Raw genomic sequence first — 12795 nt, 5'->3', positions numbered from 1 at the left:
TGTGCCAAAGTTGCCTGTACCAGGCAGGATTGCCTGTAAAGTAGGGTCTAGAGAACTCTCTGTCTTGTTTACCCATGTCATTGAATCACGATCGCCTCTCTCAGCCCTCTTTTCATTGGGAAGACCAACCTATAATTGCCTGGATGCTAGCCACTTTCTGGGTCGCCACAATTTGCTTTATAGCGTTTTGGTGGCAGTTAGATGGGACTGGATTGGTAGATGAAACTGAGCCGCTGTTTGCTGAAGCTTCTCGGCAAATGGTGGTGACGGGTGATTGGGTCACGCCTTATTTCAATGGGATCACGCGATTTGATAAGCCGCCCTTGGTGTACTGGCTGATGGCGATCGCCTTCAAAGTTGGTGGGGTCAATACCTGGACAGTCCGGTTTCCTTCAGCCTTGGCGGCAACGGGTTTGACAGGTTTAGGATTCTACACGCTCAAGCAATTTGGTTCGCTTAGTTTAGCTCACAAGAGTTTGGCTCACGAGAAAGGAGATTTATCGCGATCGTCCTGGTTCACCGCTTGGCTCGGCGCAGCGCTTATTGCTCTCAACGTGCAGACCATTGCCTGGGCGAGAACTGGCGTTTCTGACATGCTACTCAGCGGTTGCATAGGCGCTGCGCTGTTTTCCTTCTTCATTGGCTACGCGCTGTTGGGGCAGGCTAAAGCCCAAGCCCGTTGGTATTTAGCTTTTTACATTTTGATGGCTTTGGCAGTCCTGACCAAAGGCCCAGTTGGGCTAGTATTGCCGGGGTTGATTATTGGCTTTTTTTTGCTGTATATGGGCAATGGAAGAGCAGTGTTGCAGGAGATGCAGTTGCTCCGAGGCATTCTCGTGTTTTTGGCGCTAACGGTGCCTTGGTATGTGTTGGTCATTCAGGCAAACGGTGAGGCATACATCAACGCGTTCTTTGGCTATCACAATCTGGAGCGCTTTTCCCGGGTCGTCAATAATCACAGTGCGCCTTGGTGGTTTTTCTTTGCAGTAGTGCCCATGAGCTTTGCGCCATGGTCGGCTTATTTGCCCGTGGCGATCGCCCGTTTACAGTTCTGGCGCATTAACCATTGGCGCAAACAGCCTCGTTCTCAACATCTGGGTATTTTTGCCCTAATCTGGTTCATCGTTATTTTCGGCTTTTTTACGATCGCGGCTACCAAGCTTCCCAGCTACACCATCCCGCTCCTTCCTGCTGCTGCTGTTTTAGTCGCGCTGTTCTGGCGAGACTCTATGTATAGTTTCAAATACCGTCTCCAAAGCAGCCGGGGCATTTTGTTCAGTCATATTGGCAGCATCCTATTTGCCTTGCTGTTGGCGGCGGCTTCTTTGCTAAGTCCGCGATGGCTTAAAAGCGATAAAGACTTGCCTCAGTTGCAGGCGGCAGTGCAGCAGTTGGGCATTCCTACTTTGGCAGCCAGCCTCTGGCTAGGATTGGCGATCGCTAGTCTCATCCTACTCTTACGCCGCCAGGGTCGCTGGATTTGGAGGGTTCAACTAGTCAGCTTCTTTGCCCTTTTACTAATCATTCTGTTGCCCAGCGTTGCTTTAGTCGATGCCCAACGCCAACTTCCCCTACGCACCATTGCTAATACTATTCTTCAAGTTCGCCAACCGGGGGAACGATTGATGATGGTGGGCTACAGCAAGCCCAGCCTTGTGTTCTATACCCGAAGTCCCTTCACCTTTATTACCGAACACGACAAAGTGCTCCCCGCTATTCAAAAACTCAAGCGCAACCGTAAACGTCGTTCCGTTCTGCTCGTTGTTCGTGCTCGAAAACTTAGAGATACCCAACTTAGTCCCAACCAATACCAGTTTCTCTCTCAATCTGGTGTCTTTCAACTCATCCGCATTCCACTTCAATAGCCTCTAGAACCACCCCAACAGGTCGCTTCTCATCTCTGCTACAATAGCCAAGCCGAACCTCGCCAACCCCATTATGAAAGCTCGTCGAATCGCCCGTGAACTGGCTCTCCTCAGCATCAGTCAGCTTCCAACCAAGCCAGAACGCATTGCGACGCAGCAACTTCAAGATGTCGTTGTGGCAGCAATCCGTACCCTCACAGCGGAAGCCCAGGAAACTTTAGAAACCGCTGTTGCGGAGCTAGAGCGGGGGAGCGATCGCCTCTTGTCTAGTCAAACCAGAGCGGTTGATTTGCAAAGTTCTCGGGCAATGGTGCAAGATGCAATGGACTTGGCTCAAGCTGCCATTAACCGCATTGGTCATGCTGTAGAAATCCCTGAGTTTGTCCAGCTTTCTAACCAGCAAGATGTGCGAGATTATGTCCTTGAAATTTTGACCCAAGTGCAAAAAAGCCGGACTGAAATCGACCAGCTTTTGGAAACTTCTATGGTCGATTGGCAGGTGCATCGGTTGGTGCGCATCGACCAAGATATTTTGCGAATTGCGATCGCCGAAATGTGGTTTCTCGGCATTCCTGAGCAAGTGGCAATCAACGAAGCGGTAGAATTGGCAAAGCGTTACAGCGGCGAAGACGGGCATCGCTTCATCAATGGAGTCCTGCGACGCGTCAGCCAAGCCATTGCGTCTCGCGTTTAAGTACCCATCTCAATAAAAATACTCAGTTAAGTAAGTTTTATGACTCCTTTCAATTGGTTCAATCGCCAATTTAATCAGCCCCAACCTGGACAATCGGCAGAATCTCCAAGTCAGGCAGAGGTAAATTCTGAAGCTGCCACTGAGGAAACGGGTGAGGAAGCTAAGGAAACCGCGATTGACCAAGATGCTCTGAGTTGGGCAAAAGCTGCCTATGCTAACATTCAAAAACAGAAAGCAGTTGAAGAACCTGCTGAACCTACGCTTCCTCTAGAAGGCGCTGTACGACAGGTTGAGTCCGTTGCAGAAGAAACTTCTGTTGTAGAAGCAGGCGTGAAAGTAATCGTAGAGAATATCACAGCAGAGACGGCTGAGGCGATCGCAGAACCCGCAGAACCGACAGAACCCATAGAATCGATCGACGAAACCACTGCTCCCGAAGTCGCCCCCTTACCCTTTTGGGCACAAGCTGAAGCCGAACGGCTCGAACGCTTAGAACGCCTCAAAGCCGAATCGATCGCTGAACCCGAGCCAGTTGTGCCTGCTGTTATAGCTGCCTCATTAGACACTTCTTCCACTATTCCTGATTTTGTTCTGGATGAAGCTTTTCTGTGGTCTGCCGAAGTCTTAGCATCTCAAGGTCGTCGCCCTGACCAAGTTTCTATTGAAGAAATCACTTGGTTGAAGCAACTTCGCCAAGGGCTAGATAAGACTCGTCGCAATCTCGTTAATCAACTTAAGTCGATCGTAGGGCAGGGTCCTCTCAATCAAGATGCTGTCATGGAGATTGAATCTCTTTTGCTGCAAGCAGATGTGGGCGTTGAAGCGACTGATTTTATTGTGGAATCGTTGCAAAATAGGCTCCGCGAAGAAGTTTTGCCTCCAGCCGAAGCGATCGCCTATCTCAAGCAACTCCTCCGCGAAATGTTGGACAAGCCTTTGGGTAATGCCCATGCCCTCACTTTTGTACCTGAAAAAGACACCTTGAACATTTGGCTAATTACTGGAGTGAACGGCGCAGGCAAAACCACTACTATTGGCAAAATTGTTCACATTGCCCAGAAATCGGGTTATCGCTGTTTAATTGCTGCTGCTGATACTTTCCGGGCTGCTGCTGTGCAGCAAGTTCAGGTCTGGGGCGATCGCAGCAACGTAGAAGTAATTGCCAATCCTGGTAAGAATACTGACCCAGCAGCCGTAGTGTTCGATGCGATCGCCGCTGCCCAATCTCGTGGCACCGAGCTTTTAATTGTCGATACCGCAGGTAGGCTTCAGAACAAGAAAAACTTGATGGACGAACTCAGCAAGATTCGTCGCATCATCGACAAAAAAGCTCCGGGTGCCCATGTCGAATCCCTTCTCGTCCTAGATTCCACCCTGGGGCAAAATGGGCTACGCCAAGCTGAGGTCTTTTCTGAAGCTGCTCAACTCAGCGGTGTTGTTCTAACTAAACTAGATGGAACTGCCAAAGGTGGCATTGCTTTGGCTGTAGTCCAGCAACTCAATCTGCCAATCCGCTTCATTGGCGCGGGCGAGGGCATCGAAGACCTCCGTCCTTTTTCTAGCTACGAATTTGTTGAGGCGTTGCTCAACGGATAGATTGAGCGATCGAACTACATTCGTTGCTTGCAGCAAGTAATTTGCTGCAACAAATCAATTCATGTCACGCCCCTTTTTTAGTATGGAAAAAGGGGCTTTTTATGGCAACTCAGTAGTTCAATCTTTGTTTATTAAATTTAATACATTAAATAAAAAATCAGTACTGATACTGATTAGAGAATACTGAGATTCGATTAACTTGTAAGTTACAAGGGCTATACGTAGCTCAAGAAATAATAGACTCTATTGAAATGCTAATAACTTAATTAACCCTTAGTTCATTTTTCTATTCTTAAAAAATCATTCTTTATGATTTCATTCATCTCTCAAGAACAACTCTAAAGACACCTTTTCAAAAATTAAAAATACTTATAGAGATTTCTAGAAGACTAATTTTAGATTTCTAAAATTCCTATGAGTTTAGATATTAATCCTATTTATAAAAACCTAAAAGCCTTACTGGAAAAGGAGTTTGGTAATTATACAGTGGTTTTTATTTATGATAAACCCCCAAATAAAAGTTAATACATTGAAAAGAATGAACTACTAGGCGTTAAAGATGCTTATTTTCTTCAACTAATCAATGTACAAAACTTCACTGTCAAATCTTTAAAAGAAAGCGCGATCGCCCTTTCTTTTAAGCCTAATTCTATTCATAAGTTACTCGCCAAACTGTCTTAGTCGAGCCAAAATTCATGCGAATTCTAATTTACTCCTACAATTACTATCCTGAACCTATTGGTATCGCTCCACTCATGACGGAGCTAGCTGAAGGACTCGTAGCAAGAGGGCACGAGGTAAGAGTTGTTACAGGAATGCCCAATTATCCTCAGCGTCAAGTTTATCCCGAATATAAGGGCAAGCTTTACTGCACCGAAGAACGCAATGGCGTTATCATCCAGCGGAGTTGTGTCTGGACGCGCCCTCAACCCGGATTGCTTAACCGCATGTTACTAGATGGTAGCTTTGTGATCAGCAGCCTCACTCAAGCGCTCCGAGGCTGGCGACCCAACGCGATTTTGCTGACGGTTCCTCCCCTGCCTGTGTCAGTGCCTGCTGCCTTGCTAGGCTGGTTGTACTCCTGCCCCGTCGTGCTAAACCTGCAAGACATCTTGCCCGATGCAGCCGTTCATGTCGGTCTGTTAACCAATAAGCAAGCTATTCGAGTCTTTGAGGTATTAGAAAAGTTCGCCTATCACACGGCACACACTATTAGCGTGATTACTGATGGCTTTACCGACAACCTCACGGCTAAAGGCGTTCCTGCTAAAAAAATTCGCTGCATCCCAAACTGGGTTGATGTGAAATTTATTCGCCCTTTGCCCAAAATCGATAATGCTTTTAGAAGAGCCCATGACCTTGAAGACAAGTTTGTCGTTATGTACTCTGGCAACATTGCCCTGACCCAAGGACTGAAAACCGTTATTCGAGCCGCGGCTCACTTGAGCCATGTTCCCGAAATTGTTTTTGTAATTGTGGGCGAACCTCAAGCGTTGGCAGTTCTCAAAGAAACCTGCATTGAGTACCAGCTAGAAAATGTGCGGTTGCTACCTTTTCAGCCGAGGGAGCAGTTACCAGAAATGTTGGCAGCAGCAGATGTAGGGTTAGTCATGCAAAAGAACAACGTGATATCGTTTAACATGCCCTCTAAAATTCAAGTGCTGCTTGCCAGTGGTCGCCCCATCATTGCTTCGGTGCCATCTAATGGAACTGCTGCAAGGGCAATTCTTCAGAGCGGCGGCGGTATGGTTGTGGAACCTGAGCAGCCAGATAAGCTGGCAGAAGCAATCTTACATCTTCAAGAAAACCCGGCTGAGGCTGAGGCATTAGGACTACAAGGACGGCGGTATGCGGTTTTGAACTATTCCTTTGAACAAGCACTGAGTCGCTATGAAGAGTTGTTTTACCAAATTACGGCAACTCGGCGCACCTCTTTGCCAGAGCTAACAACTGAAGATGTTTTGCTGGAAGCAGTGCCCATTGAATTGGAAAAGACTCAGGTTTAGTGGGTTGAGAATTTATGAGCTTAAGGGGTTGGATGATATTGTTCTCCAGCCCCTTAAGTTTTTATAGACTTAATTACTTCAGAGCCCAAGCCAAAAATCGCTCGGTGTAATAAAGTGCTACCTGACTACTTACGCCTTGAAAAATGGCATCAAAGGCATGTTCTGCCCAAGGAATTTCTAAAAAAATTGCTTGATTTCCAGTTTTCTCTAATCTATCGTATAGCTTTCGCCCAAATTTAGATTGTACTACATGGTCTCTGTGCCCATAGATTAAGAGAGAAGACGGCACCATGTTGTTGACATAATTCCAGGGAGAGGCTTGCTGATATAACTCAGGTAGGTCTGCGGGTGTGCCGCCTAAAAAGTCTCTGAGTAAGCCCCGACTGCCAATGGGATCGGGATTGGGCGGGTCTTGGTAACCTGTCGTTAGGTTAACGGGACCGTAGTAGTTGACGACTGCACGAATGGGAGGAGCATCGGGTTCGTAAGCCGCGAGCATGGCTAAATGTGCTCCTGCCGATCGCCCCATCAATGCCATCCGATTAACATCCACTTCTAGTTCATCGGCGTGTTCTCGGATGTAGGCGATCGCTGTTCTCACATCTTCTAACTGTGCCGGGAATCGATGCTGGGGTGCCCGCCGATAGTCGATTGACACTACGCTATAGCCCTGAGCCGCCATATATTGACTAAACTGAGCGTTATCATTTGGGCTGCCATTCTGCCAACCGCCCCCATGAATCACGACGATCGCCGGGTATTTTCCGACTTGCGTTGGGCGATAAAGGTTGAGGCTAAGCGGTATGCCATCAGACTGGGTGAACTGAATGGTTTGGACGCGGCGCGTAGGGGGGATGGGAATGCCCCGAAAAACATCAAGCAAGACGAAGGGCTGTGATCGTAGGCGAGTTAATGGAGAATCTTTTATGCCTATTTGCTCCAAGGCACCATTGGCTTGCTGCACCATAGAGGGAAGTTGAACTAGGGGTAAAGCGCTGAAGGCGAGTCCGGCAGTGGCGCAGACTAAGGCAATGGATTTGAGCGGGGAGGTGCTGTAGGTGGCTAGCAATAGGAGGAGGGCGATCGCGTTAATAACAATTAGGACTGGACTGATCTCTGGCGCACCGACTGCCAAGCGCAGCAGAAAAAAGTTGGGCGGCGGCAAAATAATCCAGGCACTGAGGAACAGTCCAATTCCTGCCAATACTATCGCTAACCCAATCCTCATTCGCGTTCCTCAAGCTTTCCTCAACCATTGGAGCATAGGAAGTAAACTATTAGCTAATAGATAGGAATTGTGCGATTAGACAGGAGCAAAACATGACCGTTATTGCTGTAGTGGATTATGACATGGGCAACTTGCACTCGGCTTGCAAAGGGCTGGAGAGGGCGGGTGCACTGCCTCAAGTCACCGATTCTGTGAGGGTAATGGAACAGGCAGATGCTGTAGTACTACCTGGAGTCGGTTCGTTTGATCCTGCCATTCAGCATTTGCGATCGCGCGATTTGATTCACCCGATTCAAGACATCATTGCTAGTGGTAAGCCGTTCTTGGGTATTTGCCTGGGGCTACAGATTCTATTGGATGGCAGCGAAGAAGGATATGAACCTGGTTTAGGCGTTATCCCTGGCATGGTGCGGCTTTTTCGCCCAGAACCTCGACTGACTATTCCCCACATGGGTTGGAACCAACTTCAACTGACTCAGCCCGATTTGGCGCTTTGGCAACAGCTTCCGGCTGAGCCTTGGATGTATTTTGTTCACTCGTTTTACGCCGATCCGCTTGACCCAGCGATGAATGCGGCGACCATTACCCACGGTAGCCAAACGGTGACAGCGGCGATCGCCCGTCAAAACTTAATGGCGACCCAATTCCACCCCGAAAAATCGTCAGCCGCTGGATTACAAGTCCTCTCAAATTTCGTAGCTTTCGTCAACAGCAAACATCCTGAAAGCAAACAGCTTGTGGGTGCAGGTTAAGTGAAATGGCGCTGCGAATTCATGGCAACCGCCTTCTCAAAACCCTCCCAGGTTCTGCCACTCGCCCGACTCCAGGTCGGGTACGGGAAGCCTTGTTCAATATTTGGCAAGGCAAAATTGCGGGCTGTCGCTGGCTTGATCTTTGTACGGGTAGCGGCGCGATGGGAGCAGAGGCGCTATGTCGTGGGGCGGCGCTAGTCATTGGCATTGAGCAATCGAGTCAGGCTTGTGAAATCATTCAGCAGAACTGGCGGCAGGTGGCGAAACCTCATCAAACGTTTCAGGTGATTCGGGGAGACGTGGTAAAGCGGTTGGTAGAATTATCAGATCAAGCGCCTTTTGACCGCATTTATTTTGATCCGCCCTATGCCAGTGATTTGTATGAGCCTGTGTTAGAGGCGATCGCCCACCACCAACTCCTTGCCCCACAAGGTGAAATGGCGGTGGAACATTCACCTGGGAAGATTTTGCCGGAGGCAATCCATTCCCTTAGTCTCAATCGACAGAAAACCTATGGCAATACGGCGATCGCATTTTATTTAAGATAGAACTAGCCCAGAACTCTTCAGGTTTAAGCCATGACGACTTCTTTACTACAACCCCAGCCAACCGAAATTTTTTACCCCTGTTCAGATGGTGAACCCGTGGCAGAATCATACGTCCATCTCTATGCCTTGATGGTCACCTTAGAGGTGCTACGGCAATACTTGCTCGCTCAGCAAGCGACGGTCTTAGGAAATCAATTTCTATACTATGCTCAAGGCTTCCCTCGATTGCGCGTTGCACCGGATGTCATGGTAATTTTTAATGTCGCTCCAGGCGGACGAGATAACTATAAAACTTGGGAGGAAGGGGAGGTTCCGGCTGTTGTGTTTGAGATGACTTCTAAAAGCACGAAGAATCAAGATCTGGGTGCAAAGAAGACGCTCTATGAAGGGCTGGGGGTTCAAGAATATTGGTTGTTTGATCCGCGAGGAGAATGGATTGAAGAACAGTTGCGAGGATATCGGCTGCTTAATGAAGAATATCAATTAATTACTGATAGTCGCAGCGAACCGTTGCGACTGCGGTTACAAGTGGAAGGACAACTCATTGGGTTTTATCGGGAAGACACTGGCGAAAAACTGTTGATTCCTCAAGAGTTGGCAGATGCACTGGGTCAGGAAAAAGCGGCAAGGCGGCAAGCAGAAGATGCGAGGCAGCAGGCAGAAGATGCGAGGCAGCAGACAGAAGTGGAGAATGAAAGGCTTAAGGCGCAGCTAAGAGCATTAGGTGCTGATCCAGAGTCCGCCCCTTAGCAATACATTGATAAAGGGTCAGAAGTCTCTGGAAGACCCATAAGTCAGTCATGATAAGGAGATGACGGCTTTATTGATGGAGATTGAGCGGATGGCATTAGCAGGTTCACGGTTGGCGATCGCCTGGGATTCATTAGCAGCAGCATTAGAAGGGATTGAAGTGATTCGAGATTTAGATCAAATCACCAAACTTTCCCAGGATTACTACACGTTTAGTCCTATTCTGACCCCGCAACTTACTGGTAAAGTGGGTGATATAGTCGTACGTCCTGCCCATGAAGCAGAAGTTCTAAGAGTTGCGGAAGTGTGCGTCAAGTTTAAGTCACCTCTGACCGTGCGTGGCGCAGGAACTGGAAACTATGGGCAATGTGTGCCTTTGCAGGGCGGCGTAATTCTAGACTTGAGCAAAATGCAGACAGTGAAGTGGGTCAAGCCTGGATTAGCGTGTGTTGAACCCGGCGTTAAACTAGCCGCGCTAGATAAGCAAACGCGGGAGACAGGCTGGGAAATTCGCATGGCTCCCTCGACCTATCGCACGGCAACGATCGGTGGATTTATTAGTGGTGGCAGTGGTGGCATTGGCTCGATCACTTATGGGCAACTGCGCGATCGCGGCAATCTTCATGCAGTTCGCGTTGTAACCATGGAAGACAAACCCCGCGTCCTTGAGCTACGCGGCGACGAAGTGCAAAAAGTGAATCATGCCTACGGCACTAATGGCATTATCACCGAATTAGAAATCCCTCTCAGCCCGGCATATCCTTGGACAGAGTTAATCGTTACATTTTCTGACTTTATGACGGCAGCACGCTTTGGGCAAGCGTTAGCGGATTCTGATGGCATTATAAAAAAGCTGATTTGCATTTGCGCCGATCCTATCCCTACCTACTTTGCAGCTTTCCGTAACTACATCTCTACAGACAGCCATTGTGCATTATTAATGATTGCTGAATCCTGCCTAGAGCCGTTTGGCGAATTGGTGAAAGAGTTTGGAGGGCGCATTTGTTATGAAAAAAGAGCAGAGGATGCAGGGAAGGGCGTGGCGATCGCTGAATATACTTGGAACCACACCACCCTCCACGCACGCAGCGTTGATCCGTCCCTCACCTATCTCCAAACTCTGTTCCCACCCGACAAAGATCTAAAGCTTCTAGGGCAACTGTATCAACACTTTGGGGATGAAGTGATGATGCATTTAGAATTTATTCGGGTAGGTGGTGTTGCCCTGCCTGCGGCATTGCAAATCGTACGGTATAGCACTGCCGAACGACTTCAAGAAATTATCAAATACCATGAAGACCAGGGCGCATTTATAGCCAATCCCCACACCTACATTTTGGAAGATGGCGGTATGAAAACCATTAACCCTGTGCAACTCGCGTTTAAGAAGCAGGTTGACCCGTACGGGTTGTTGAATCTAGGAAAGATGCGGGCGTGGGAGGAGCAAGTGTAGGATCATCAAGCCTTTTAGAATACCACCATTCTTGAACGGTCTTGGGAAGTTTGACCGAGTAAAAAGTCAGGATAAAAGTTCGGTTAGATTGTTCTTGCCCAATGACTTCAACGCAATAAGATGGGCTTTTAATAGTAGAAATATCAGGGGTAAAGCGTTTGCCAATGCGTCGCCAGCTTGGTTCCTTGCCGCGCCATTGCAGCCGACAGCATGGCCAAGGCAATTCTTCACGATCAAATAAGCGGCAGCAAGAGCCAACAACCCGGTAACAGAAGTGTCCACCCGGACTATAAAATACCTGTCCATGTTGAAGTGGATGCTGCGTTGGGTTCAACCGGACTCTCGCTCCTCATTGGGTAACGCCTAATAGCATATCATTGGAGCTAGAAACCGAAGCGTCAGAATTTTGTTGGCTTTAACGGGAACTAGAGCATTATACTTATTCCCAGCTTCAGACAGTAGAAACCCACTAGAGTTATGCTCGGAAGTATCAGAATTTTCTCTCCTTAAATAAACTTACACGCACATCACAATTTGGGCATAAGCAAGTCAAGCAGTACCCTAACAGGTATTATTTATTTCAAAATTTTGCACTGAATTTTAACTCATCGTGAATGCAAAAAAGAACTTGTGTGAACGATCGCTTCTCATTGTCAGAACCACTGCCTCAATAGAAAATTAACGTTCGAGAACACGATCGCCTTACTCTTGCGATCGTCCATCCTGACGACCTAGCTCATACACGCCACAACTCATGCAAGCCAAAATTCCTATACTAATTGACCAGCCCTCACCCAAACTGATCTCAACACCCCAATTACACAATCCGCCCACTAGTAAGAACGGCACAATGCTCAACAATGAAGCGTAAAAAGAATTTTGTGACTCGCGCGCAGACTTTGTTCGCTCGAATTCTTCAGCCGAAGTGTAGAGATGCTCGGCAAAGTTCATCCAGCGATTTAATTGTTCCATCACCCAATCGCTCACAGGGGAAAACCCTAAATAAATTGCTAAAGCCCAAAGACTCACTCCGGCTAAGGCTGTGGGGTTGATTGCCAAGCTAAAGGGTAGGATTGCAGTAAGCATGTATGAGGTAAAGAAGGATTAAGTTTATTGATTGTAAGGGTTCTGAGAAAAAATTGTAGGGTGCAGAAACCACTGCTAAATCTACCTTGTATTTCCAGGCAAACTTGTATTTCCAGGCAAATAGGTTGCCCAAGCCTTCACAACTTCTGGCGTACCATACCAGAGCTTCTGTGGACGGGGAGAGTGCCAAACATTTTCTAACGTAATATTTTCTGCCCCTGCTAAATGCGCCGACTCAACGGGCGTAATGCCATCGCCCCAACAATTGCCCTGACCGCAGGTGAGCTCGTAGCTGCTGTAGGTAAACCAGCTTTGCCAGGTGCGATCGCCATAGCTCGCTTTTCCAGCCACACAGACATAGCGCACACTGTCATAAAATGCGCCTGGATAATTATTTTTGACAAAATCAAGGTTGCGTTTCGTCCAGCGCTCTTGGCTGACGTGGGGCGTTCCTAGGGTGATCAGCGTATTGACAAACGCCCAAGCTTTCCAAAGACAAACTTGTCCAGCATTGGCAGCATGAACGTCGTAAGGAAGTTCTCCTAAATAAATTCGAGCTACCCACCCTCCGGCAGAATGACCGACCAAGTTAACGCGATCGCTCCCTGATTCTGCCATCACTTGCTGCACGGTTTGATCCAGCTTTTGCAAAATGGGTAACATCGATCGCCCGCCCACCGTAGGCAACCAGTCACGTCGCTGCAACGGCACAATAACCGCAGGAATACCCATACTTTGCAAGCTGGATGCCATTTCTTGATAAGGCTTAGCCCCTGCTAAATAACCCGGCAAAATGATTGTAGGAGTTATCATGAGT

General features: G+C 48.0%; 12 protein-coding genes. 8 read left to right on the top strand and 4 right to left on the bottom strand.

Annotation, left to right across the window (positions count from 1 at the left end):
• Positions 1-74: 74 nt before the first annotated feature.
• The 4 genes from KME11_21770 (at position 75) to KME11_21755 (ending at position 6161) form a co-directional block, all read left to right on the top strand.
• Entirely contained in the window at positions 75-1865 is a 1791-nt protein-coding gene (locus tag KME11_21770; GenBank protein MBW4517842.1) for a glycosyltransferase family 39 protein, read from the top strand.
• Positions 1866-1938: 73 nt separating this feature from the next.
• A complete protein-coding gene (nusB, locus tag KME11_21765) occupies positions 1939-2559 on the top strand; it encodes a transcription antitermination factor NusB (protein MBW4517841.1) in 621 nt (206 codons plus the stop codon).
• Between the two features lie 39 nt (positions 2560-2598).
• A complete protein-coding gene (gene ftsY, locus KME11_21760) occupies positions 2599-4155 on the top strand; it encodes a signal recognition particle-docking protein FtsY (protein MBW4517840.1) in 1557 nt (518 codons plus the stop codon).
• 695 nt (positions 4156-4850) lie between these two features.
• Positions 4851-6161: a glycosyltransferase family 4 protein gene (locus KME11_21755; protein ID MBW4517839.1), complete on the top strand. Its 1311-nt coding sequence runs from the start codon at positions 4851-4853 to the stop codon at positions 6159-6161.
• A 73-nt stretch (positions 6162-6234) separates the two neighbouring features.
• Here the strand turns inward: KME11_21755 and KME11_21750 are convergent, their stop codons facing one another.
• Entirely contained in the window at positions 6235-7389 is a 1155-nt protein-coding gene (locus KME11_21750) for an alpha/beta hydrolase (protein MBW4517838.1), read from the bottom strand.
• 92 nt (positions 7390-7481) lie between these two features.
• Here KME11_21750 and hisH point away from each other — a divergent pair, with 92 nt between their 5' ends.
• From hisH to KME11_21730, 4 genes are all read left to right on the top strand, one after another.
• The gene (hisH, locus tag KME11_21745; protein ID MBW4517837.1) at positions 7482-8141 is read left to right on the top strand and encodes an imidazole glycerol phosphate synthase subunit HisH; all 660 of its coding nucleotides are present in this window, start codon (positions 7482-7484) and stop codon (positions 8139-8141) included.
• A gap of 5 nt (positions 8142-8146) precedes the next feature.
• Positions 8147-8689 (top strand): 16S rRNA (guanine(966)-N(2))-methyltransferase RsmD, encoded by a 543-nt coding sequence (gene rsmD, locus KME11_21740; protein ID MBW4517836.1) that lies wholly within the window; start codon positions 8147-8149, stop codon positions 8687-8689.
• Between the two features lie 30 nt (positions 8690-8719).
• Complete coding sequence (locus KME11_21735; protein MBW4517835.1) at positions 8720-9439, top strand: Uma2 family endonuclease; 720 nt, start codon at positions 8720-8722, stop codon at positions 9437-9439.
• A 91-nt stretch (positions 9440-9530) separates the two neighbouring features.
• Positions 9531-10892, top strand: coding sequence for an FAD-binding oxidoreductase (locus KME11_21730; GenBank protein ID MBW4517834.1), 1362 nt, complete (start codon positions 9531-9533; stop codon positions 10890-10892).
• Here the strand turns inward: KME11_21730 and KME11_21725 are convergent.
• The 3 genes from KME11_21725 to KME11_21715 all read right to left on the bottom strand — a co-directional run bounded on the left by KME11_21725 (position 10822) and on the right by KME11_21715 (position 12791).
• Positions 10822-11226: a hypothetical protein gene (locus tag KME11_21725; protein ID MBW4517833.1), complete on the bottom strand. Its 405-nt coding sequence runs from the start codon at positions 11224-11226 to the stop codon at positions 10822-10824. The two genes, KME11_21730 and KME11_21725, sit on opposite strands and share 71 nt — an antisense overlap.
• A gap of 368 nt (positions 11227-11594) precedes the next feature.
• Complete coding sequence (locus KME11_21720) at positions 11595-11978, bottom strand: hypothetical protein (protein ID MBW4517832.1); 384 nt, start codon at positions 11976-11978, stop codon at positions 11595-11597.
• A gap of 81 nt (positions 11979-12059) precedes the next feature.
• Positions 12060-12791: a lipase gene (locus tag KME11_21715; GenBank protein MBW4517831.1), complete on the bottom strand. Its 732-nt coding sequence runs from the start codon at positions 12789-12791 to the stop codon at positions 12060-12062.
• Between the last annotated feature and the right edge of the window lie 4 nt (positions 12792-12795).

Origin of the sequence: Timaviella obliquedivisa GSE-PSE-MK23-08B, from assembly GCA_019358855.1 — a bacterium.
Lineage (GTDB): Bacteria > Cyanobacteriota > Cyanobacteriia > Elainellales > Elainellaceae > Timaviella > Timaviella obliquedivisa.
This window is presented reverse-complemented; position numbering and strand designations above follow the sequence as displayed.

Coding starts and splice junctions, on each gene's coding strand:
- rsmD (MBW4517836.1), top strand. CDS start 8,147: ATGGCGCTGCGAATTCATGGCAACCGCCTTCTCAAAACCCTCCCAGGT.
- nusB (MBW4517841.1), top strand. CDS start 1,939: ATGAAAGCTCGTCGAATCGCCCGTGAACTGGCTCTCCTCAGCATCAGT.
- KME11_21720 (MBW4517832.1), bottom strand. CDS start 11,978: ATGCTTACTGCAATCCTACCCTTTAGCTTGGCAATCAACCCCACAGCC.
- KME11_21715 (MBW4517831.1), bottom strand. CDS start 12,791: ATGATAACTCCTACAATCATTTTGCCGGGTTATTTAGCAGGGGCTAAG.
- ftsY (MBW4517840.1), top strand. CDS start 2,599: ATGACTCCTTTCAATTGGTTCAATCGCCAATTTAATCAGCCCCAACCT.
- KME11_21750 (MBW4517838.1), bottom strand. CDS start 7,389: ATGAGGATTGGGTTAGCGATAGTATTGGCAGGAATTGGACTGTTCCTC.
- KME11_21735 (MBW4517835.1), top strand. CDS start 8,720: ATGACGACTTCTTTACTACAACCCCAGCCAACCGAAATTTTTTACCCC.
- KME11_21755 (MBW4517839.1), top strand. CDS start 4,851: ATGCGAATTCTAATTTACTCCTACAATTACTATCCTGAACCTATTGGT.
- KME11_21730 (MBW4517834.1), top strand. CDS start 9,531: ATGGCATTAGCAGGTTCACGGTTGGCGATCGCCTGGGATTCATTAGCA.
- hisH (MBW4517837.1), top strand. CDS start 7,482: ATGACCGTTATTGCTGTAGTGGATTATGACATGGGCAACTTGCACTCG.
- KME11_21770 (MBW4517842.1), top strand. CDS start 75: ATGTCATTGAATCACGATCGCCTCTCTCAGCCCTCTTTTCATTGGGAA.